Annotated in this window: 18 protein-coding genes and 3 pseudogenes; 13 read left to right on the top strand and 8 right to left on the bottom strand. The window is 64.4% G+C overall.

Features of this window, described 5'->3' with window-relative positions; all coding sequences use genetic code 11:
• Positions 1 to 50 precede the first annotated feature (50 nt).
• The gene (locus tag ACZ0BA_RS08185; RefSeq protein WP_011117152.1) at positions 51 to 1,598 is read left to right on the top strand and encodes an IS91-like element ISCR8/ISPps1 family transposase; all 1,548 of its coding nucleotides are present in this window, start codon (positions 51 to 53) and stop codon (positions 1,596 to 1,598) included.
• Positions 1,599 to 1,778: 180 nt separating this feature from the next.
• On the opposite strand, the gene ACZ0BA_RS08180 is transcribed toward ACZ0BA_RS08185, so the two are convergent.
• From ACZ0BA_RS08180 to aroB, 3 genes are read right to left on the bottom strand one after another with little or no spacing between them, the layout of a single operon-like run.
• Positions 1,779 to 2,270, bottom strand: coding sequence for a chorismate synthase (locus ACZ0BA_RS08180; protein ID WP_273759457.1), 492 nt, complete (start codon positions 2,268 to 2,270; stop codon positions 1,779 to 1,781).
• On the bottom strand, positions 2,267 to 3,562 hold the full coding sequence (gene aroA, locus ACZ0BA_RS08175; protein WP_039262295.1) for a 3-phosphoshikimate 1-carboxyvinyltransferase: 1,296 nt from the start codon (positions 3,560 to 3,562) through the stop codon (positions 2,267 to 2,269). The genes ACZ0BA_RS08180 and aroA overlap by 4 nt, the downstream gene beginning before the upstream one ends.
• Entirely contained in the window at positions 3,559 to 4,359 is an 801-nt protein-coding gene (aroB, locus tag ACZ0BA_RS08170; RefSeq protein ID WP_370620243.1) for a 3-dehydroquinate synthase, read from the bottom strand. Before aroB ends, aroA begins: the two co-directional genes overlap by 4 nt.
• 45 nt (positions 4,360 to 4,404) lie before the next feature.
• Here aroB and ACZ0BA_RS08165 point away from each other — a divergent pair.
• From ACZ0BA_RS08165 to ACZ0BA_RS08150, 4 genes and pseudogenes are all read left to right on the top strand, one after another.
• Positions 4,405 to 5,613: pseudogene (locus tag ACZ0BA_RS08165) on the top strand (IS91-like element ISCR8/ISPps1 family transposase); the annotation flags it as partial.
• Positions 5,614 to 5,996: 383 nt separating this feature from the next.
• Positions 5,997 to 6,872, top strand: a complete 876-nt coding sequence (locus ACZ0BA_RS08160) for an EamA family transporter (protein WP_047748381.1) — start codon at positions 5,997 to 5,999, stop codon at positions 6,870 to 6,872.
• Between the two features lie 208 nt (positions 6,873 to 7,080).
• Positions 7,081 to 8,259: an acetate/propionate family kinase gene (locus ACZ0BA_RS08155; protein WP_047748382.1), complete on the top strand. Its 1,179-nt coding sequence runs from the start codon at positions 7,081 to 7,083 to the stop codon at positions 8,257 to 8,259.
• A 17-nt stretch (positions 8,260 to 8,276) separates the two neighbouring features.
• Positions 8,277 to 9,820, top strand: a pseudogene (locus ACZ0BA_RS08150) (phospholipase D family protein).
• Between the two features lie 240 nt (positions 9,821 to 10,060).
• Here the strand turns inward: ACZ0BA_RS08150 and ACZ0BA_RS08145 are convergent.
• On the bottom strand, positions 10,061 to 11,386 hold the full coding sequence (locus tag ACZ0BA_RS08145) for an NAD(P)/FAD-dependent oxidoreductase (RefSeq protein ID WP_047748383.1): 1,326 nt from the start codon (positions 11,384 to 11,386) through the stop codon (positions 10,061 to 10,063).
• Between the two features lie 75 nt (positions 11,387 to 11,461).
• Positions 11,462 to 13,666 (bottom strand): putative bifunctional diguanylate cyclase/phosphodiesterase, encoded by a 2,205-nt coding sequence (locus ACZ0BA_RS08140; RefSeq protein WP_047748384.1) that lies wholly within the window; start codon positions 13,664 to 13,666, stop codon positions 11,462 to 11,464.
• Positions 13,667 to 13,733: 67 nt separating this feature from the next.
• Here ACZ0BA_RS08140 and ACZ0BA_RS08135 point away from each other — a divergent pair.
• Positions 13,734 to 14,405 (top strand): annotated as a pseudogene (locus tag ACZ0BA_RS08135) (Tn3 family transposase); the annotation flags it as partial.
• A gap of 1,121 nt (positions 14,406 to 15,526) precedes the next feature.
• Here ACZ0BA_RS08135 and ACZ0BA_RS08130 read toward each other — a convergent pair.
• From ACZ0BA_RS08130 to ACZ0BA_RS08120, 3 genes are all read right to left on the bottom strand, one after another.
• Positions 15,527 to 15,808, bottom strand: coding sequence for a type II toxin-antitoxin system YafQ family toxin (locus ACZ0BA_RS08130; protein ID WP_011114071.1), 282 nt, complete (start codon positions 15,806 to 15,808; stop codon positions 15,527 to 15,529).
• Positions 15,795 to 16,058, bottom strand: a complete 264-nt coding sequence (locus ACZ0BA_RS08125) for a type II toxin-antitoxin system RelB/DinJ family antitoxin (protein ID WP_011114070.1) — start codon at positions 16,056 to 16,058, stop codon at positions 15,795 to 15,797. Before ACZ0BA_RS08125 ends, ACZ0BA_RS08130 begins: the two co-directional genes overlap by 14 nt.
• A gap of 217 nt (positions 16,059 to 16,275) precedes the next feature.
• Positions 16,276 to 16,710 (bottom strand): mercury resistance transcriptional regulator MerR, encoded by a 435-nt coding sequence (locus ACZ0BA_RS08120; RefSeq protein ID WP_003131969.1) that lies wholly within the window; start codon positions 16,708 to 16,710, stop codon positions 16,276 to 16,278.
• Between the two features lie 71 nt (positions 16,711 to 16,781).
• On the opposite strand from ACZ0BA_RS08120, the gene merT reads away from it, so the two are divergent.
• From merT to ACZ0BA_RS08085, 7 genes are all read left to right on the top strand, one after another.
• Positions 16,782 to 17,132 (top strand): mercuric ion transporter MerT, encoded by a 351-nt coding sequence (gene merT, locus ACZ0BA_RS08115; RefSeq protein ID WP_003131974.1) that lies wholly within the window; start codon positions 16,782 to 16,784, stop codon positions 17,130 to 17,132.
• A 12-nt stretch (positions 17,133 to 17,144) separates the two neighbouring features.
• Positions 17,145 to 17,420 (top strand): mercury resistance system periplasmic binding protein MerP, encoded by a 276-nt coding sequence (gene merP, locus ACZ0BA_RS08110; RefSeq protein ID WP_003131987.1) that lies wholly within the window; start codon positions 17,145 to 17,147, stop codon positions 17,418 to 17,420.
• A gap of 71 nt (positions 17,421 to 17,491) precedes the next feature.
• A complete protein-coding gene (gene merA / locus ACZ0BA_RS08105; protein WP_003156770.1) occupies positions 17,492 to 19,177 on the top strand; it encodes a mercury(II) reductase in 1,686 nt (561 codons plus the stop codon).
• 17 nt (positions 19,178 to 19,194) lie between these two features.
• Positions 19,195 to 19,560, top strand: coding sequence for a mercury resistance co-regulator MerD (gene merD, locus ACZ0BA_RS08100; protein WP_000995360.1), 366 nt, complete (start codon positions 19,195 to 19,197; stop codon positions 19,558 to 19,560).
• On the top strand, positions 19,557 to 19,793 hold the full coding sequence (gene merE / locus ACZ0BA_RS08095; RefSeq protein WP_003132004.1) for a broad-spectrum mercury transporter MerE: 237 nt from the start codon (positions 19,557 to 19,559) through the stop codon (positions 19,791 to 19,793). The genes merD and merE overlap by 4 nt, the downstream gene beginning before the upstream one ends.
• A complete protein-coding gene (locus tag ACZ0BA_RS08090; RefSeq protein ID WP_003132006.1) occupies positions 19,790 to 20,779 on the top strand; it encodes a DUF3330 domain-containing protein in 990 nt (329 codons plus the stop codon). The genes merE and ACZ0BA_RS08090 overlap by 4 nt, the downstream gene beginning before the upstream one ends.
• A gap of 130 nt (positions 20,780 to 20,909) precedes the next feature.
• Complete coding sequence (locus ACZ0BA_RS08085) at positions 20,910 to 21,470, top strand: recombinase family protein (RefSeq protein ID WP_003124096.1); 561 nt, start codon at positions 20,910 to 20,912, stop codon at positions 21,468 to 21,470.

Below are 21,470 nucleotides of genomic sequence, written 5' to 3'. Positions count from 1 at the left end.
TTGCGTACCCAAACAATCGCCGCAGAATACTGTGCATTTGTACAGTATTCATGTCAGCCACTTCCAAGCCCAAGCTCTACAACCCACGCCACCCCGAACGCACGCTGCTCTACCAAATGGTAGCCGAGCACTACGAGACCTGGCTAGAGTTGGCCAGCGCGGGTCAGTTCGACGGCCAGGGCGACCACCACACCCCCAAGCCCTTCGTGCGCAAAGCGTTTGCCAAGTATCTTGAGTGCGGCATCTTTGCCCATGGCTTTGCCCGCGCTCGCTGCGGCGACTGTGGGCACGACTACTTTGTAGCCTTCTCCTGCAAAGGCCGGGGAGTCTGCCCCTCGTGCACCACGCGGCGGATGGTGGAGACGGCGGCACACCTGAGCGACCACGTTTTCCCCCGCCTGCCGGTGCGCCAGTGGGTGCTCTCCGTGCCCAAGAGGTTGCGGTACTTCATGCAACGCGACGGAGCGGTGCTGAGCATGGTGCTGCGCATCTTTCTGCGGGTGATCGCACAAACTCTGCAGACCCACAGCCCCGGTGCGGCCCATATGGACAAGGCAGGCCTGCACATCGGTGCCATCGCCTTCATTCACCGATTCGGCTCCAGCCTCAATGAACACGTCCACTTCCACGTTTGTGTGGTGGACGGGGTGTTTGAGGAAGTGGAGGGCGAGGGCGATGCTGATGCGACCCCTCGAATCTCATCGCCGGGTGTCATCTTTCACGCGGCCACCGGCATCGATGCGGCTACCGTGGCCCCAGTGCAGACCACACTGCAAAAACGCATCCTGCGCGCCTTCGTTGCTCGGGGCCTGCTGGAGAACTGTGACGCCAAAGACATGCTGGGCTACAAACACAGCGGCTTCTCGGTGGACGCCGGTGTCTGCATCGAAGCCCACGACCGCGCTGCGCTGGAGCGGCTGCTGCGCTATTGCGCGCGTCCACCGTTTTCCATGGAGCGCCTACGCAAAGAGGGAAGCAAACTGGTGTACCGCTGTGCCAAACAGCGCAGCGAGCCCACCAGTGACAAGCGTGGTGCCAAGGCAGATGAGCTGCACCTCACACCGCTGGAACTGATCGACCGCATCGCCGCGCTGGTGCCACCGCCACGCACCCACCGGCACCGCTACTTTGGTGTGCTGGCACCAAACTCGCCGCTGAGAGCGGCGGTAACGGCGCTGGCTCAGCCTGCTGCGTCGCAACCAGCCACGGTGGAGACTGCACAACCTGGCGCGGGCGTACCTGGGGTGGCGGCGCCGGGCAACGCGGCCACACCCACACCCGAACCTGAAGCACGCCCGAAGCGAGCGGCGCATTACTTGTGGGCGGTGCTGATTGCCCGCATCTACGAGGCATTTCCGCTGCTGTGCCCCATGTGCGGTGGGCAGATGCGCATCATTGCCTTCATCACCCACAGCGCCGAAATCCGCCACATCCTGAACCACATCGGGGTGGAGTCTGCCCCCCCGCACATCACCCCGGCACGCGGGCCACCGCTGTGGGAGGGCTGCGACGCGCCGGTGGATGATGGTGCGCAAGGCGAGCCGGATTGGGATCTGGCAGCTCAACCCGACGAGGTAGACCAGCGCGTCAATTGGTGACCCAGTGAAGCGGCGGTATCCATCGCTGCGGGGAAGCAGCTGCGCGCGCGCCAGGCCCAAATGCATACTGCCTCCCAAGCTCTTGCCATTGAGCGGCAAGCGAGCGCTCAACCTTCCTTGGCCGAACGTGTTTCGAGGCCCAAAACTCGTGCCATACTTGGCCTCATGCGGTTGAATTTCCTATCCGTGATCAGCCTCACCTCCTATCTCTTTTACAGCGGCTTCTATTACCACTCCCGGCATCAGCTTTTTAGCAATCGCTCCTGCGGCAACAAGCCCCGTGGTCAAACGAGCACTGAAGTGCCCACCACCACGATAGTCTTCATTACCGCCATATTTTTGATGCGCCACCATATCTGCATGACCAGGACGCGGAAAGCTGCGTTGCTTTTCATAATCGCCGCTTCGGGTATTATTATTTTCAAAAAGAATCGTGATCGGTGCCCCGGTGGTTTTTCCATTGAACACGCCACTCTTAAAAAAGGGATAATCAGCTTCCTGCCGCGGCGTTGTCCCCTTCTGTTTTCCGCCTTTACGCCTTTCCAGGTCCGGTAAAAGATCTTCTTCGGACAATGACAGACCAGCAGGACAACCATCAATAACGATGCCTACTGATTCACCATGTGATTCGCCAAAAATATGCACCCTGAAGATGCGGCCGAAGCTATTCATGAGAAATTAAATTGATGGTTTAAAGATACAACACCGCCAAGTTGTTTAAGATCGCTGTAAAAATCCGGGTAGGATTTATTCACCGCTTCTGCATGTTCGATGGTTGTTTCACCCACAGCTTTTAAAGCAGCCACCGCGCAAGCCATCGCAATGCGATGATCGTGCCTTGAACTAACTTCAGCTCCTTTTACGCCTTTCCCTCCGATCACGCGCATCAGATCTCCCTCAAGGTGGATTTCAACACCCATTTTCCCGAACTCGTCCTGCAGCGTCAATCCTCTGTCACTTTCTTTATGCGCCAGCCTGCTTACGCCTTTGATCTTTGTTTCTCCTTTGCAATAAGACGCCAAAGCAACCAATGGCGGAAAAAGATCCGGGCAATCAGTAGCATCAAATTCAAATGCATTGAGATCAGCAGGATGAAGTTTGATCTCTTTTGCATCAATCGCAATACCTGCGTTCGCACTCATCAAAGCCTGAACGATCGCTTTATCAGCCTGCGTCGAAGCTATATCCAAACCTCTTACCGTGATCGGCCCGGCAATAGCCCCCGCTACCAGTAAAAAAGCACCACCGCTCCAGTCGCCTTCTACGGTGTATCGTTGCATTTTCGTTTCATCATATACATTCCCGGCTTTGAAATAAAACTCTTCATAGTTTCGATTCTCGGGAGTCTTCAAACCAAACCGCTTCATCACATCCAGTGTAAGATCGATATACGGACGGCTTTTGAGATTCGTTACTTTTATCGCAACATCGCTTGCATCTGCGGCCGCATATGCAAGCAACAAACCTGTAAGGAACTGAGAGCTTAAGGACCCATCAACCGTAACGTCTGCTGGTTTCAATGGCCCCTGTATAACGAGAGGCAATTTACCCTGGTTAGATTTAACTTTTACACCGAGATGCGGAAGAATTTCATCAAAGAAATCCATTGGTCTTGTAACAAGGCTTCCAGATCCTTTGATCGTCACCTCTTCTTTACTCAACGCAACAATCGGAGTAAACATCCGGATACTTAAACCAGATTCACCGCAGTCAATAAAAGGAGCGACAGGTTTTACGCCTTCACTTGTTATCTGCAAAGAACCATCAGGCTGATCTTCAAGCCTGGCACCAAGCCGGCTTACAATATCCCTGGCAGCTTTATCATCATTGCTATGACCGGGATTAATGATCTCACTTATTCCTTTTGCAACCAGTGCAGCAGCACAAGCTCGCTGCATCGAACTTTTTGAAGCGGGTGACTGGATAATTCCAGTCAGATCTCCGGGCTGTATTGTTACTTTCACTTTGGTAATGCTTGAATGATTTTTTCTAATTGAACCAGTGGAATACTCTTCACCACTCCCTTCCCTACTTTTTCCAGCAACACATAGTTCATTTCCTTTTTTTCACGCTTCTTGTCCATTTTCAACAGATTAAAAGCCTTTTCCCTATCGAATGCCATATAAGTCGGTAACCCATATTGTTCCAACACTTCTACCACGCGATTTGTTTGTTTGAATCCAGACAATTGCTCAGAAATATGACACGCGTATGTCATTCCTATAGCAACCGCATGGCCATGCATCAACGCATATTCATTTTCGATGGCATGCCCCAATGTATGACCAAAGTTCAACAAACGCCTTACCGACTTTTCGAACTCATCCTCCTGAACAACCTTCGCTTTTAACTGAGCATTACGCTGAAGAAGCACTGCAATCAGCTTTGGCTTTTTCTGATATACCGCAAGATTGTTCGCTTCCAGTTCACGGAACATGGCAGCATCCTTTATACAAGCATGTTTTATGATCTCGGCAAATCCGTTCACCCATTCCTTGTGCGGAAGACTCTTCAATAAACTAATATCATGCAGGATAAATGATGGCTGACGGATCACACCAACCATGTTCTTATACAGCCCCACGTCAATACCATTCTTACCGCCAACAGATGCATCCACCAGTGCCAGCAATGAAGTCGGAATAAATCCAAACTTTAATCCGCGCATATAAACCGCCGCAACATAACCAGCAATATCTGTGATCACACCGCCGCCAATTCCTACCAGCGTTGTTTTTCTATCAGCTTCCAATTCTATCAACTGATCGATAATATCGTCAACTGTCGACTGAATCTTATACGCTTTTTCCCCCGCCTGCCGGTGCGCCAGTGGGTGCTCTCCGTGCCCAAGAGGTTGCGGTACTTCATGCAACGCGACGGAGCGGTGCTGAGCATGGTGCTGCGCATCTTTCTGCGGGTGATCGCACAAACTCTGCAGACCCACAGCCCCGGTGCGGCCCATATGGACAAGGCAGGCCTGCACATCGGTGCCATCGCCTTCATTCACCGATTCGGCTCCAGCCTCAATGAACACGTCCACTTCCACGTTTGTGTGGTGGACGGGGTGTTTGAGGAAGTGGAGGGCGAGGGCGATGCTGATGCGACCCCTCGAATCTCATCGCCGGGTGTCATCTTTCACGCGGCCACCGGCATCGATGCGGCTACCGTGGCCCCAGTGCAGACCACACTGCAAAAACGCATCCTGCGCGCCTTCGTTGCTCGGGGCCTGCTGGAGAACTGTGACGCCAAAGACATGCTGGGCTACAAACACAGCGGCTTCTCGGTGGACGCCGGTGTCTGCATCGAAGCCCACGACCGCGCTGCGCTGGAGCGGCTGCTGCGCTATTGCGCGCGTCCACCGTTTTCCATGGAGCGCCTACGCAAAGAGGGAAGCAAACTGGTGTACCGCTGTGCCAAACAGCGCAGCGAGCCCACCAGTGACAAGCGTGGTGCCAAGGCAGATGAGCTGCACCTCACACCGCTGGAACTGATCGACCGCATCGCCGCGCTGGTGCCACCGCCACGCACCCACCGGCACCGCTACTTTGGTGTGCTGGCACCAAACTCGCCGCTGAGAGCGGCGGTAACGGCGCTGGCTCAGCCTGCTGCGTCGCAACCAGCCACGGTGGAGACTGCACAACCTGGCGCGGGCGTACCTGGGGTGGCGGCGCCGGGCAACGCGGCCACACCCACACCCGAACCTGAAGCACGCCCGAAGCGAGCGGCGCATTACTTGTGGGCGGTGCTGATTGCCCGCATCTACGAGGCATTTCCGCTGCTGTGCCCCATGTGCGGTGGGCAGATGCGCATCATTGCCTTCATCACCCACAGCGCCGAAATCCGCCACATCCTGAACCACATCGGGGTGGAGTCTGCCCCCCCGCACATCACCCCGGCACGCGGGCCACCGCTGTGGGAGGGCTGCGACGCGCCGGTGGATGATGGTGCGCAAGGCGAGCCGGATTGGGATCTGGCAGCTCAACCCGACGAGGTAGACCAGCGCGTCAATTGGTGACCCAGTGAAGCGGCGGTATCCATCGCTGCGGGGAAGCAGCTGCGCGCGCGCCAGGCCCAAATGCATACTGCCTCCCAAGCTCTTGCCATTGAGCGGCAAGCGAGCGCTCAACCTTCCTTGGCCGAACGTGTTTCGAGGCCCAAAACTCGTGCCATACTTGGCCTCATGCGGTTGAATTTCCTATCCGTTCGTGCCATACTTGGCCTCATGCGGTTGAATTTCCTATCCGTCGTGGACAATGCAGCCGAGCAGACCATGCCCGCAATACAACACCGCCTGCTTCCGTTGCCCTGCGAACCAGTGCATGCGCCGCCGGACATTCGGCCCTGGATGGCGCCCTGCTTGGTCCGCACCCCGTCCGCCTCCATCCCAGGGGCCGTGCCATGACGGTGCTGAGCCTGTCGATGGTGGTGCTGGCGGCACTGATCCACGCCACCTGGAACCTGCTGGCCAAGCGTGCCGCCCATGCGGGCACGGCCTTCGTCGGCGCCAGCACCGTGGTGGCCTGCGTCGCCTACCTGCCCTGGGTGGTGTGGCAGCTCATGCATGGCGGCATGCCCATCAACGCGCCGGTCGTGGCCTGCATCGTGGCCAGCGGCCTGCTGCACCTGGTCTACAGCATGTGCCTGCAGAAGGGCTACCGCGTGGCCGATCTGTCGGTCGTGTATCCGGTGGCCCGCGGAACCGGACCGCTGCTGTCCTCGGTCGGCGCCTTCGTGCTGCTGGGCGAGGTGCCCTCGCTGCACGGCCTGCTGGGCCTGGCCGCCATCGTGCTGGGCATCGGGCTGATCTGCACCGACGGCCACCTGGCCATGTTCCGCAAGCCCGGCGCCCTGGCCGGCGTGCGCTGGGGCGGCGCCACGGGGGCCCTCATCGCCGGCTACACCGTGGTCGACGCCTGGGGCGTGAAGGTGCTGGGCGTCGGACCGGTGGTGCTGGACTGGTTCTCCAACCTGGTGCGGCTGTGCGTGCTCGCGCCCTGGATGCTGCGCAACCGCGCAGCCACGGTGGCGGCCATGCGCGGGCACTGGTGGCTGGCCGTGGCCGTGGGCCTGCTCTCGCCGCTGTCCTACATCCTGGTGCTGGCTGCGCTGGAGATGGGCGCGCCGGTCAGCGTGGTCGCGCCCACGCGCGAGATGTCGATGATGGTCGGCGCGCTGTTCGGCATGCTGGTGCTGCGCGAGCGGGTGGGCCCGGGCCGCGCCGCGGGCTGCGTGCTGGTGGTGCTGGGCGTGGTGCTGCTCAGCGGGGCCGTGTGAGAAGCTGTGCACCGGGCCCTCGCGGCCACGCGAGAGGCGGGATCGGCCGGTGCAGGCCCGAAGGCACGCGCGCCGACCAATCCCACACCAGCACCTGGGCGCGACAATCCCCGCCGTGCCGACCAGCCGCGCCGACGGCCGCGCGATGGCGCAACGCATCCTGCGCCGCGGCCCTGCTGCTGGCCTACCTTCATCGGAGCAAGCCCCTATGACTTCCTTCATCGTCGTGCTGAACTGCGGCTCGTCGAGCATCAAGTTCGCGCTGTTCGACGCCACCGGCACGGACCGCCACCCCGCCTGGAACGGCAAGGTCCAGGGCATCGGCGGCCCGGCGCCCGACTTCGGTGCCACCACGGTGCCGGTGCGGCCGGTCGACCTGGGCAGCGAGCAGCCCTACACGCGGGCGCTGCAGACCATCCGCGAGGAGATCGTGCGCTGGCTCGACGGCCGCTCCGTGGCGGCGGTGGCACACCGCGTGGTGCACGGCGGCGCCCGCTACCTGGCGCCGCAGCGCGTGGACGCCCAGGTGCTGGCCGAACTCAAGGCCCTGGTGCCGCTGGCGCCGCTGCACCAGCCCTTCGCGCTGGAGGCGATGGAGATCCTGCTGCGCGAGCAGCCCGGGCTGCCGCAGGTGGCCTGCTTCGACACGGCCTTCCACCGCAGCCTGCCGCTGGTCGAGCAGGTCCTGCCCCTGCCCTACGCGGCCTTCGAGCGCGGCCTGCGCCGCTACGGCTTCCACGGCCTGTCGTACGAGTACATGGCCGTGGCGCTGCAGGAACGCCACGGCGCGCTGGCACGCGGCCGCACCGTGGTCGCCCACCTGGGCAGCGGCGCCAGCCTGTGCGCCATGCAGGCGCTGCAGAGCGTGGCCACCACCATGGGCTTCTCGGCGCTGGACGGCCTCATGATGGGCACGCGCACGGGCGCGCTGGACCCCGGGGCCGTGCTCTACCTCATGGAGATCGAGAAGCTTTCGCTGCAGCAGGTGGGCCGTGTGCTGTACCACGAGTCGGGCCTGCTGGGCGTCTCGGGCATCTCGTCCGACCCGCGCGTGCTGCTGGAGCGCGAGGCCGACGCGCCGCGCGCCGCGCTAGCGCTGGCGCTGTACGTGCGCCGCATCGTGCGCGAGGTGGGCGCGCTGGCAGCGGTGCTGGGCGGGCTGGACCTGCTGGTCTTCACGGCCGGCGTGGGCGAGCACAGCGTGGTGCTGCGCCAGCGCATCTGCGCGGCGCTCGACTGGCTGGGCGTGGCGCTGGACGAGGATGCCAATGCCCGCAACGCCAGCGTCATCTCGGCCGCCGCCAGCCGCGTGCGTGTGGGCGTGGAGCCGACCAACGAAGAGTGGGTGGCGGCGCGCCATGCGCAGGAGGTGCTGGCCCTGGGATGAGAACCATCGGGATGTCCATGCCGCTGCGCCGTTGCTGCATCGCCTTGTTCGCCGCAGTGCTGGCGCTGCTGGCCGGCTGCGCGCAACTGCCTTCGCTGGAGGGTCGCAGCGCGAGCCGGCTCGACCCGGACACCGCGGCCACGCGGCTGGGCCGCGCCGTGCGCCAGGCCGCTGCGCTGCAGTCGCCCGGGCACTCGGGCACTCGGGCATGTTCCTGCTCGACCAGGGCCGCGACGCCTTCGCCACGCGCGTCTTGCTGGCCGAAGCGGCCGAACGCACGCTGGACGTGCAGTACTACATCTGGCGCGACGACATGTCGGGCCGGCTGCTGTTCGAGGCGCTGCGCCGCGCAGCCGACCGCGGCGTGCGCGTGCGCCTGTTGCTCGACGACCTGGGCAGCGCGGGCCTGGACGCCACCTTGGCCGACCTCGACGCCCACCCGCGCATCGAGGTGCGGCTGTTCAACCCCTTCGTCCAGCGGCGCTTCAAGCCGCTGGGCTTCGTGACCGACTTCGGGCGCGCCAACCGGCGCATGCACAACAAGTCGTTCACGGCCGACAACCAGGCCACCGTGGTCGGCGGCCGCAACGTGGGCGACGAATACTTCGGCGCCGAGGTCGACACGCTGTTCGTGGACCTGGACGTGCTGGCCATCGGGCCCGTGGTGCAGGCCGTCTCCGAGGATTTCGACCGCTACTGGGCGAGCGGCTCGTCCTATCCGCTGGCCTTGCTGCTGGACGCGGCCGACGCCACGCCGCCGCCGCCCAAGGACCTGCAGAACCTGCCCGACCGCACGCGCCAGTACCTGGACGCCGTGGCGCGCTCGTCCTTCGTGGCCGAGCTGCTGGCAGGGCGGCTGCCGCTGCACTGGGCGCCGGTCGAATTCGTCAGCGACGATCCGGCCAAGGGACTCGGACAGGCGGACGATGCCGACCTGATGTTCGCGCGCACGGCCCGGCTGGTCGACACGCCTGCGCACAGCCTGAAGCTGGTATCGCCCTACTTCGTGCCCACGGCGCGCGGCACGGCGCTGTTCGAGAAGCTGGCGGCCCGCGGCGTGGACGTGGCCATCCTCACCAATGCGCTGGAGGCCACGGACGTGGCCGTGGTGCACGCCGGCTACATGCCTTGGCGCGTGCCGCTGCTGCGCGCCGGTGTGCAGCTGTACGAGATGCGGCGCGAAGCCGACACGCAGGCGCCGGACGCCAAGCTGCGCCTGGGCAGCAGTTCGGCAGAGAGCCTGCACGCCAAGACCTTCGTGGTCGACCAGCGCCAGTTGTTCGTGGGATCGTTCAACTTCGATCCGCGCTCGGCCCGGCTCAACACCGAACTGGGCTTCGTCATCGACAGCCCGGCGCTGGCCGCGCAGCTGGACACCCAGCTGCGCGAGAAGGCCAGCGCGCGCGGCTACCAGCTGCAGTTGAGCCCGCATGGCCGACTGCAATGGCGCGACGGCCGCAGCGAGCCGCCGCAGCTGCTGGAACGCGAACCCGGCGCGCCGCTGTGGCTGCGGCTGGGCCTGCGCCTGCTGTCCTGGTTGCCGATCGACTGGCTGCTGTAACCCTAGATTCGGCAGTTGGATGCGCCCGATGGCGCCGTGATCGGCGTGCCAGGCAAGGCGCGACGACGCGGCGCACTTCTGTGCGCAAGGAGGAGCAACGCGGCATGGCGCGGCGAGCGCGGTGCCGGCGGGTGCATAGCGTCCTCACCTCGAAGGTGAGAGCCATCGAAGACGCTCGCTTCAGTGTCCATGCGGTGTTTCTGAAGGTGGCGAGCGGTCAACTGCCGAATCTAGGGCAACTCAATCCAGCCGGATCGGTGGCCGCACGCGCGCCTGGATGCGGTCGGCCAGCCACAACAGGCCGCCGCGCCAGAAGCCGTGCAGCCGTGCCTGGTGGCTGCGGTACAGCATGGCATGGCTCAGCTGCGCCAGGCGCCCGCGGATGATGCCGCCGTCGAAGAAGCCGAACTGGCCCAGCGATCCGAACGCATCGTAGTCGGCCAGCGACACCAGCGCGCCGAAGTCGCGAAAGCGGAACGGCGGTACCGTGGCCCCGGCCGCCAGCACCTGCGGCAGGTGGCGCACCAGGTGCTGGGCCTGCTGGTGGGCCACCTGGGCCGTGGGCGGCAAGGGCCGCTCGCTGCCGGGCAGCGTCAGGCTGGCGCAGTCGCCGACGGCGTAGATGGAAGCGTCGCGCGTGGTCTGCAGCGAAGGATGCACCAGCAGCTGGTGGTTGCGGTTGGTCTCCAGGCCGTCCAGGTCGGCCAGCACCGCCGGCGCCTTCACGCCGGCGGCCCAGACCTTGAGCGAGGCCCGCAGCAGGCTGCCGTCGGCCAGCTCGAAGCCCTCGGCCAGCGCCGCTTTGACCTGCGTGTCCGTGCGCACGCGCACCCCGAGCGCGCGCAGACGCCGCAGCGCGGCCTCGGAGATGTCCTGCGGGAACGAGGCCAGCAGCCGCGGCCCGGCCTCCACCAGTGTGATCGTGAGCCGCTCGCCGAGACCCGTGGCGCCATAGGCCTCGGCGGTCTCGGTCAGCTGCACGAGTTCGGCCGCCAGCTCCACGCCCGTGGCGCCACCGCCGACGATGGCGATGGACAGCGGCTGCCCCATGGCCACGCACTGCAGCATGCGCAGCCGCACTTCGCGGCTGAAGGCATCGGCCTGCAGCCGCGAATCGATGGCATGGCAGTGCTCCGCCACGCCCGGCGTGCCGAAGTCGTTGGCCTGGCTGCCCAGGGCCAGCACCAGAACGTCGTAGGGCAGCCTGCGCGCAGGCACGAGCAGGCGGCCGTCCTCGGCATGCAGCGGCGCGACCTGGACCAGGCGCTGCGGCCGGTCCAGGCCACTCAGCGCACCGGGCTGGTAGACGAAGCCCGCGTCGCGCGCCTGGGCCACGAAGGTGGTCTGCTGCTGGGCGATGTCGCGCGTGCCGGCCGCGATGGTGTGCAACATCGGCTTCCAGACATGGGCGGCATCGCGGTCCAGCAGCGTGACCGTGGGCGCGCCCGGCCGGGCACGCCAGCGCCGGCCCAGCGACGTGGCGATCTCCAGGCCGGCGATGCCGCCGCCCACGACCAGAACGCGGGCGCCGGGTGTGTCGGGTGTGCCGAATGCGGTCGTGTTCATCGGACCATTACAGCACCGGCCACGGCGCCAGGGCCTGCAGGCGCGCACGCCGCAGGGGATTGCTGCGGCGCCGTCCTACGCCGCTACGGCGTGCGCCGCACCCGCTTGCGCCACGGCCTCGCGCAACAACCACGCCTGCAAAGCCTCGCGCTCCATCGGCTGCGCGATGTGGTAGCCCTGGCCCTCGTGGCAACCCATGTCCACCAGGGCCTGCAGCGTGTCCGCATCCTCGATGCCCTCGGCCAGCACCTGCAGGCCCAGCCGGCGGCCCAGCTGGGCCACCGTCTCGGCGATGCGGGCGCTGCGGGCCTGGCGCAGCTGGCGCACGAAGCCACGGTCGATCTTGATGCGGTCCAGCGGCAGCCGCTCCAGGTAGCTCAGCGAGGAGTAGCCGGTGCCGAAGTCGTCGACCGCGATGCTGATGCCCTCGGCACGCAGCGCCGTCAGCGTGGACTCCAGCAGCTGCGTGGGCAGCACGGCGGCCGACTCGGTGATCTCCAGCTCCAGGTGCCGGCCCTGCAGGCCGTGCTCGGCCAGCGCGCCGCGCACGGTCGCGAGGAAGGCCGGGTCGCGCAGCTGGGCCACGGCCACGTTGACCGCCATGCGCCGCGGCGCGCAGCCCTGGTCCAGCATGGCGCGCATGGTGGCGCAGGCCGTGGCCAGCACCCACTGGCCCAGCGGCACGATCAGGCCGGAGTGTTCGGCCACCGGGATGAAACGGTCCGGCGGCACCAGCCGTCCGTCGGCGGTGCGCCAGCGCAGCAGCGCTTCCAGGCCCACGAGCGCCTGCGTGCGCAGGTCGCGCTGCGGCTGGTAGACCAGGTACAGGCGTGCCTGGTCGATGGCCGCGCGCAGCTCGGACAGCAGCAGCGCGCGCTCGCGCGCCTCGGCCCCCATCTGCTCGGCGTAGCGCAGCTCCTGGCCACGGTGCTCGCGCTTGGCGCGCTGCAGCGCGATGGTCGCGTCCTTGAACAGGTCCACACCGGTCTGGCCCGCGTCGGCCAGCAGCACGTAGCCGCAGGTCAGCGAGACCTTGTGCGGCACGCCGTCCAGCAGCAGCGGCTGGCGCACACAGGCCAGCAGGCGCTGGGGCAGCACCTGCGCGCGGCTGCCCAGCACGCCGAAGGTGTCCGACCCCACGCGCGCCAGCAGCACGCCCGGCGGCAGGGCCTGGGCCAGTTGCTGCGCCACCGCGCGCAGCAGCCGGTCGCCGAAGCGGTGGCCCATCACGTCGTTGGTGGCGCTGAAGTCGTCGATGTCCAGCAGGGCCAGGATGTGGTCGCGCGCGCCGCGGCGCGCGCATGCGTCCACCTGCTCGGTGAAGTGCGCGCGGTTGGGCAGGGACACCAGCGCGTCGTGGTAGGCGGACTGGTGCAGGCGCTCGAGCAGGCTGCGGTTGTGCCGCAGCGTGCGCAGGTGGGCGCAGAACACCTCCAGCAGGCGCGGCTCCGGCGCCTCGCGCAGCGCGGGCGCGTGCACGTAGACCGCCATGGCCTGGCCGGCGTGCTGCCCCATGGGCAGGGCCAGACCGCCCGACGCACCACCGTGGGCGGGCAGGCCTTGCACCAGCGCGCGGTGCAGCAGCAAGGCGGCGTTGGAGGTCTGCAGGCGGCGCCGACGCGCGGCGAAGTCGCCGGTCGCGGCCAGAACACGGCAGCCGCTGGCGGCGCCCGTCTCGCGCACGCAGACCAGGCCCTGCGGCGCCACGCCCAGCAGGCCGGCCAGCTGGGTGATCACGGCCGCCGCGAAGCCGCGCAGGTCGGTCTGCTCCATCAGCGCCGCGCCCGATTGCACGATGCGCGCCAGGCTGCGCCGGTTCGCATCGATGCGGCAGTGCTGCACGTAGGCACGCACCGCGCCGGCCAGCACCGCGCGCAGACGCTGCGGCGACAGCTCCGCCTTGCGGCGGTGGTCGCCGATGTCGTGGCGGGCCAGCATCGGCAGCGCGAGCGAGCGGGCCTCGGTGCGCAGCACGATGCGCATGTTCACGCGGCCGGCCTGCTGTCGCGCGAAGCCGGCCAGGCCGCCGGACGCGGCGCCGCCCAGCAAGGCGTCCAGCAGCAGCACCGCGAGATCGTCCTCCTGCAGCAACAGGTGGCGGGCCCGTGCCGCATCCTGTGCATGCAGCACGACCACGGGCCGCCCGAACAGTACCAGTCCCTGCACGGCAGCACGGGCCGCTGCATGCACCTGCAGGTCGTGGTCGGCCACCAGCACGCGCCAGGCCGGCGACTGCTCCGTGCCGCGGTCGGCGCCCGCCCGCTCAGCCTGGCTGCACATGCAGGTCGTTGCCGGCATGTGCCACGCGGTTGCGTCCTCCGCGCTTGGCGGCGTACAGGGCTTCGTCGGCCAGCATCTTTGCCCGCGGTTGAAGGAACTCAAACAGCGCCACCTCTTTGTGCCACGCGGCACCAAAGTGCCCGCAGAAATCGCTGCGGTGTGCGAAGCCAATGTCGACGTCGCTTTGATCGAAAAGCATTGGGATAGTCTGGTGCACCTGGCAGCCTCGGTCATGAGCGGACATGCCAGTGCGGTGGCAGCTCTTGCGCGGTTCGGTTCTGCCGCCCAGGGCGATCCAATCTATGAGGCTGGCGTGCAATTGGGGCGGTTGCTGCGTACGGCGTTTTTGGCTGACTACTTTGTCAAGGACGCTTTCAGGAACGAGTTGCGCCGGGTGCTCAATCGGGGCGAGGCTGTTAACGCCCTCAAGCGCGCCATTTATACCGGCCGGATCAGCCCGGCGCAGGCCAAACGTGTCGATGAAATGCAGGCTGTGGCCGATGCGTTGAGCCTGATGGCCAACATCGTGATGGCGTGGAATACCTCACAGATGCAGGCGGTCCTGGATCGCTGGTCGAACCGCCGCCAGGTCATTCCACCGGAACTGATCGGGAAGATTGCGCCCACCAGGCTGGAGAGCATCAACTTGCGGGGTGTGTTTCGCTTCCCGGTTGACCGCTATGCTGACCAAATCCTGCCTTCGCGGCCAAATGCATCGATAACTGGCACCAATGGATGAAACCGACCACGGTTTGACGCCACGAATCGCAGATTTGAAAGTGAACAGGAAAGTCAATGAAATCAACGATCTACCAACACCACCTCCGCGCCAGTGCTAGCTTTTCGTACCGTCACTTATTGCACTGAAAACGAGGAGACCCCTCACCGGGCCGGTGGCCCTCGCCGCTGGGCTTTGCGGCCCTGACGGGCCTTCCTGGCCCGTTTCCGGGGCCTTCCCTGCCCTGCCCCACCGGCGCGGCCGTTGTGGACAGTTTCGGGACAAGTCGGCCGAGGCCGGCCGGCGCAGCCCTGACGTTGACACTTGAGGGGCAGCGGGGCCGGCGCGATGTTGACACTTGGGGGGCAGCGGCCGATTTCGGCCTGGTCGAGCCGTCCAGGCGGCCGCCGAGGCGGCCTAAGTGCCTGATCGGCATGGAGTTATCCACCGAAGTTGTGGATAACCCTGTTAGGAACCCTGCCCCGGTATTGACACTTGAGGGGCGGCCCTACTGACACTTGAGGGGCGCGGTTCTTGACACTTGAGGGGCAGCGTATTGACACATGGGGGGCTTATCCATTGACACTTGAGGGGCGGCCTCTTCGCGCTTTTCCTTGGCGTGACAACGGTTTACGCGCGTTTTTCGGTCATGCTAACCAGGTTTTTAACCGTCTTTATAACCTTTTTATATAACCAGGTAGTTTTAACCAGAGGCTGGCGAAAAAAACGGCAACACGGCCCAAGCTACCGCGCAGCATGACCGGCCGCCGAAGGGGGGAAACCCCCCTTCTCGATCCCACCCGGCCGCAAGCGGCCTCCCATCCCCCCAGGGGCTACGCCCCTCGGCCGCCTTGCGGCCTCACCCCACAATGGAGCGCCTTCGGCGCTACGGCTTAGGAGAGCCAGGCGCAAGCGCCTGGCGGAAGGCAGTAAGTTCGAGAGCTTGCGAGGGGGCAAAGCCCCCTCACACTCCCCAACCAGGTCGCCGCGGTTCGACCGGCCGCGCGATCCTCAAGCATCGCAGCAGCTCCACCGCCGCAGGTTTTACGCCAAGGAAGGGGGTCGGCCAGCTCGGCCGGTGGCGCGGAAAGCGCCCCTCAAGTGTCAATGAAACGTGAGACGCGGGGCCAGGCCCGCGCCGATCACAAGCCGAGTTCGGAGTGAGAGCCGAGGCGCACCAGGCGCAGCGTGTCGGCGTCGGGCTTCTGGTAGATCAGCACCAGGTCGGGCTTGACGTGGCAATCCCGGTGATCCTTCCAGTCCCCGGTCAGCGCGTGGTCGCGGTGCCGAGGTTCCAGCGGCTGGTCGTCGGCGAGCGCGACCAGGACGGGCACCAGGTCGGCGTCGAGCGTGGCCCGGTGCTGCCCTTTCGCCTCGCGCTTGTAGTCGCGCTTGAACTGGCCGGTGCGCTCAATCTGCCGCATGCAGATCGGCCATCAGATCGTTGACGGTGGCGAAGCGCGGCAGCTTGCCCTTGCGGGCTTCCTTCATCGCCTCGATGGTGGTGGCGTTCGGAATCAGCGGCTCGAAGGGCAGCGCCTTGTCCTGGGCCACCTTCGTGAGCAGCAGCCGCACCGCGTCGGACACGGTAAGGCCCATCGCGGCCAGGACGGCCGCCGCTTCTTCCTTGATCGCGCCGTCGATGCGCGTTTGTACGAGCTGGTTTGCAGCCATGATTGGTTCTCCGGTTGGGTTCGTGAATTACATTGTAATGCACGCCAAGGGAAAGGGCAAGGTTTAGCGGCTAAAACGTTTAGCTAAAGTGCTTGACGATTAGGACATTTTGCCCTAATATAGCACTTGAAGGCCGGGCATTTCGCCCAGGTCAACTACCGGAGAAAGTCCGATGAACACCCAAGGGGTCGTCTCAGAAAACGGAAAATAAAGCACGCTAAGGCATAGCCGAACCTGCCAAGCTTGCTCCACCCTGTAGTGACGCGATCAGCGGGCAGGAAACGTTCCCCCTTCGCGCATGGCAGGCGCACACCAACTCAGACAGCACGGCCTCCATGCGCGCCAGGTCAGCCATTTTCTCGCGCACGTCCTTGAGCTTGTGCTCGGCCAGACTGCTGGCTTCCTCGCAATGGGTGCCATCCTCCAGCCGCAGCAGCTCGGCGATCTCATCCAGGCTGAAGCCCAGCCGCTGGGCTGATTTCACGAAGCGCACCCGCGTTACATCCGCCTCGCCATAGCGGCGGATGCTGCCATAGGGCTTGTCAGGCTCCAGCAACAAGCCCTTGCGCTGATAGAAACGGATGGTCTCCACATTGACCCCGGCCGCCTTGGCGAAAACGCCAATGGTCAGGTTCTCCAAATTGTTTTCCATATCGCTTGACTCCGTACATGAGTACGGAAGTAAGGTTACGCTATCCAATTTCAATTCGAAAGGACAAGCGCATGTCTGAACCAAAAACCGGGCGCGGCGCGCTCTTCACTGGAGGGCTTGCCGCCATCCTCGCCTCGGCTTGCTGCCTCGGGCCGTTGGTTCTGATCGCCTTGGGGTTCAGCGGCGCTTGGATCGGCAACTTGGCGGTGTTGGAACCCTATCGCCCCATCTTTATCGGCGTGGCGCTGGTGGCGTTGTTCTTCGCCTGGCGGCGCATCTACCGGCAGGCAGCGGCCTGCAAACCGGGTGAGGTCTGCGCGATTCCCCAAGTGCGAGCTACTTACAAGCTCATTTTCTGGATCGTGGCCGCGCTGGTTCTGGTCGCGCTCGGATTTCCCTACGTCATGCCATTTTTCTACTGATCGGAGTTCACCATGAAGAAACTGTTTGCCTCCCTCGCCCTCGCCGCCGTTGTTGCCCCCGTCTGGGCCGCCACCCAGACCGTCACGCTGTCCGTACCGGGCATGACCTGCTCCGCCTGCCCGATCACTGTCAAGAAGGCGATTTCCAAGGTCGAAGGCGTCAGCAAAGTTGACGTGACTTTCGAGACACGCCAAGCGGTCGTCACCTTCGACGATGCCAAGACCAGCGTGCAGAAGCTGACCAAGGCAACCGCAGACGCGGGCTATCCGTCCAGCGTCAAGCAGTGAGTCACTGAAAACGGCACCGCAGCACAACGGACGTCATTGTCTGGCGCCACAAACGATAAAGGATCTGTTGCATGACCCATCTAAAAATCACCGGCATGACTTGCGACTCGTGCGCGGCGCACGTCAAGGAAGCGCTGGAAAAAGTGCCAGGCGTGCAGTCGGCGCTGGTGTCCTATCCGAAGGGCACAGCGCAACTCGCCATCGTGCCGGGCACATCGCCGGACGCGCTGACTGCCGCCGTGGCCGGACTGGGCTACAAGGCAACGCTAGCCGATGCGCCACTGGCGGACAACCGCGTCGGACTGCTCGACAAGGTGCGGGGATGGATGGCCGCCGCCGAAAAGCACAGTGGCAACGAGCCCCCGGTGCAGGTAGCGGTCATTGGCAGCGGTGGAGCCGCGATGGCGGCGGCGCTGAAGGCCGTCGAGCAAGGCGCGCAGGTCACGCTGATCGAGCGCGGCACCATCGGCGGCACCTGCGTCAATGTCGGCTGTGTGCCGTCCAAGATCATGATCCGCGCCGCCCACATCGCCCATCTGCGCCGGGAAAGCCCGTTCGATGGCGGTATTGCGGCAACTGTGCCTACGATTGACCGCAGTAAGCTGCTGGCCCAGCAGCAGGCCCGCGTCGACGAACTGCGGCACGCCAAGTACGAAGGCATCCTGGGCGGTAATCCGGCCATCACCGTTGTGCACGGTGAGGCGCGCTTCAAGGACGACCAGAGCCTTACCGTCCGTTTGAACGAGGGTGGCGAGCGCGTCGTGATGTTCGACCGCTGCCTGGTCGCCACGGGTGCCAGCCCGGCGGTCCCGCCGATTCCGGGCTTGAAAGAGTCACCCTACTGGACTTCCACCGAGGCCCTGGCGAGCGACACCATTCCCGAACGCCTTGCCGTAATCGGCTCGTCGGTGGTGGCGCTGGAGCTGGCGCAAGCCTTTGCCCGGCTGGGCAGCAAGGTCACGGTCCTGGCGCGCAATACCTTGTTCTTCCGTGAAGACCCGGCCATCGGCGAGGCGGTGACAGCCGCTTTCCGTGCCGAGGGCATCGAGGTGCTGGAGCACACGCAAGCCAGCCAGGTCGCCCATATGGACGGTGAATTCGTGCTGACCACCACGCACGGTGAATTGCGCGCCGACAAACTGCTGGTTGCCACCGGTCGGACACCGAACACGCGCAGCCTCGCGCTGGACGCAGCGGGGGTCACTGTCAATGCGCAAGGTGCCATCGTCATCGACCAAGGCATGCGCACGAGCAACCCGAACATCTACGCGGCCGGCGACTGCACCGACCAGCCGCAGTTCGTCTATGTGGCGGCAGCGGCCGGCACCCGTGCCGCGATCAACATGACCGGCGGCGATGCGGCGCTCGACCTGACCGCAATGCCGGCCGTGGTGTTCACCGATCCGCAAGTGGCGACCGTGGGCTACAGCGAGGCGGAAGCCCACCACGACGGGATCGAGACCGACAGCCGCACCTTGACCTTGGACAACGTGCCGCGTGCGCTCGCCAACTTCGACACACGCGGCTTCATCAAGTTGGTTATCGAGGAAGGCAGCCATCGGCTGATCGGCGTACAGGCGGTCGCGCCGGAAGCGGGTGAACTGATCCAGACGGCGGCTCTGGCCATTCGCAACCGCATGACGGTGCAGGAACTGGCCGACCAGTTGTTCCCCTACCTGACGATGGTCGAGGGGTTGAAGCTCGCGGCGCAGACCTTCAACAAGGATGTGAAGCAGCTTTCCTGCTGCGCCGGGTGAGAAAAAGGAGGTGTTCAATGAACGCCTACACGGTGTCCCGGCTGGCTCTTGATGCCGGGGTGAGCGTGCATATCGTGCGCGACTACCTGCTGCGCGGATTGCTGCGCCCGGTGGCGTGCACACCAGGCGGCTACGGCTTGTTCGATGACGCCGCCTTGCAACGGCTGTGCTTCGTGCGGGCGGCCTTCGAGGCGGGCATCGGCCTCGACGCGCTGGCGCGGCTGTGCCGGGCGCTGGATGCGGCGGACGGCGACGAAGCGGCCGCGCAGCTTGCCCTGCTGCGTCAGTTCGTCGAGCGTCGGCGCGAAGCGTTGGCCGATCTGGAAGTGCAGTTGGCCACCCTGCCGACCGAGCCGGCACAGCACGCGGAGAGTCTGCCATGAACAACCCCGAGCGCTTGCCGTCCGAGACGCACAAACCGATCACCGGCTACCTGTGGGGCGGACTGGCTGTGCTGACTTGCCCCTGCCACCTGCCCATCCTCGCTGTCGTGCTGGCCGGCACAACCGCCGGTGCTTTCCTCGGCGAGCATTGGGTCATCGCGGCGCTCGGTTTGACCGGCCTGTTCCTTCTGTCCCTGTCGCGGGCGTTGCGGGCATTCAGGGAAAGAGAATGAGCGCTTTCCGGCCGGATGGATGGACGACGCCGGAACTGGCCCAAGCGGTCGAGCGCGGGCAGCTTGAACTGCACTACCAGCCCGTCGTCGATCTGCGCAGTGGTGGGATTGTCGGCGCGGAAGCCCTGTTGCGCTGGCGTCATCCGACGCTTGGACTATTGCCACCGGGCCAGTTCCTGCCCGTGGTCGAATCGTCCGGCCTGATGCCTGAAATCGGCGCTTGGGTGCTGGGCGAAGCCTGCCGCCAGATGCGTGACTGGCGAATGCTGGCATGGCGACCGTTCCGGCTGGCCGTCAATGTTTCGGCGAGCCAAGTGGGACCGGACTTCGACGGGTGGGTAAAGGGCGTGCTGGCTGATGCCGAGTTGCCCGCCGAGTATCTCGAAATCGAGCTGACCGAATCGGTCGCGTTTGGTGATCCGGCGATCTTCCCCGCCCTGGACGCCTTGCGGCAGATCGGTGTGCGCTTCGCCGCCGATGACTTCGGGACGGGGTATTCCTGTCTGCAACATCTGAAGTGCTGCCCAATCAGCACGCTCAAGATCGACCAATCGTTTGTCGCCGGGCTCGCCAACGACCGCCGCGACCAAACCATCGTGCACACCGTGATTCAGCTTGCGCACGGGCTGGGCATGGATGTGGTGGCTGAAGGCGTGGAAACATCGGCGAGTCTTGATCTATTGCGACAAGCGGACTGCGACACAGGACAAGGCTTCCTGTTCGCGAAGCCAATGCCGGCGGCGGCATTCGCCGTCTTCGTCAGTCAATGGAGGGGTGCCACCATGAATGCAAGTGACTCGACCACCACCAGTTGCTGCGTGTGCTGCAAGGAAATCCCGCTCGATGCCGCCTTCACCCCGGAAGGCGCGGAATACGTCGAGCACTTCTGCGGGTTGGAGTGTTATCAACGCTTCGAAGCGCGTGCCAAGACAGGGAACGAAACCGATGCCGATCCGAACGCCTGCGACTCGCTACCGTCAGATTGAGGCATACCCTAACTTGGCGTCAGACCATCCGGCGCTAAATCGTCAGAATAGAGTTGCCTTCCGAATTGATTGACATACGCCGTCAAGGGTCATAGATTTCTTCCTGACACATTTCCCTCAGGAGGATACCTTGCACGGTCAGCGCATCGGTTACGTCCGCGTCAGCAGCTTCGACCAGAACCCAGAACGGCAGCTCGAACAGATCCAGGTGGATAAAGTGTTCACCGACAAGGCGTCGGGCAAGGACACACGGCGGCCCGAACTGGAACGGCTGCTCGCCTTCGTGCGCGAAGGCGACACGGTCGTGGTGCACAGCATGGATCGTCTGGCGCGCAACCTCGACGACCTGCGCCGCCTGGTGCAGGGCCTCACCCAGCGCGGCGTACGCATCGAGTTCCTTAAGGAGCATTTGACCTTCACCGGCGAGGACTCGCCGATGGCGAACCTGATGCTGTCGGTAATGGGCGCGTTCGCCGAGTTCGAACGCGCCTTGATCCGCGAGCGGCAGCGCGAGGGCATCGCGCTCGCCAAGCAGCGCGGGGCCTACCGTGGCAGGAAGAAATCCCTGTCGTCTGAGCGTATTGCCGAACTGCGCCAACGTGTCGAGGCTGGCGAGCAAAAGACCAAGCTGGCTCGTGAATTCGGAATCAGTCGCGAAACCCTGTATCAATACTTGAGAACGGATCAGTAA

It is taken from the genome of Duganella sp. AC917, assembly GCF_979258245.1.
The sequence above is the reverse complement of the archived record's forward strand: the minus strand, read 5'-3'. Positions and strand labels throughout refer to the sequence as shown.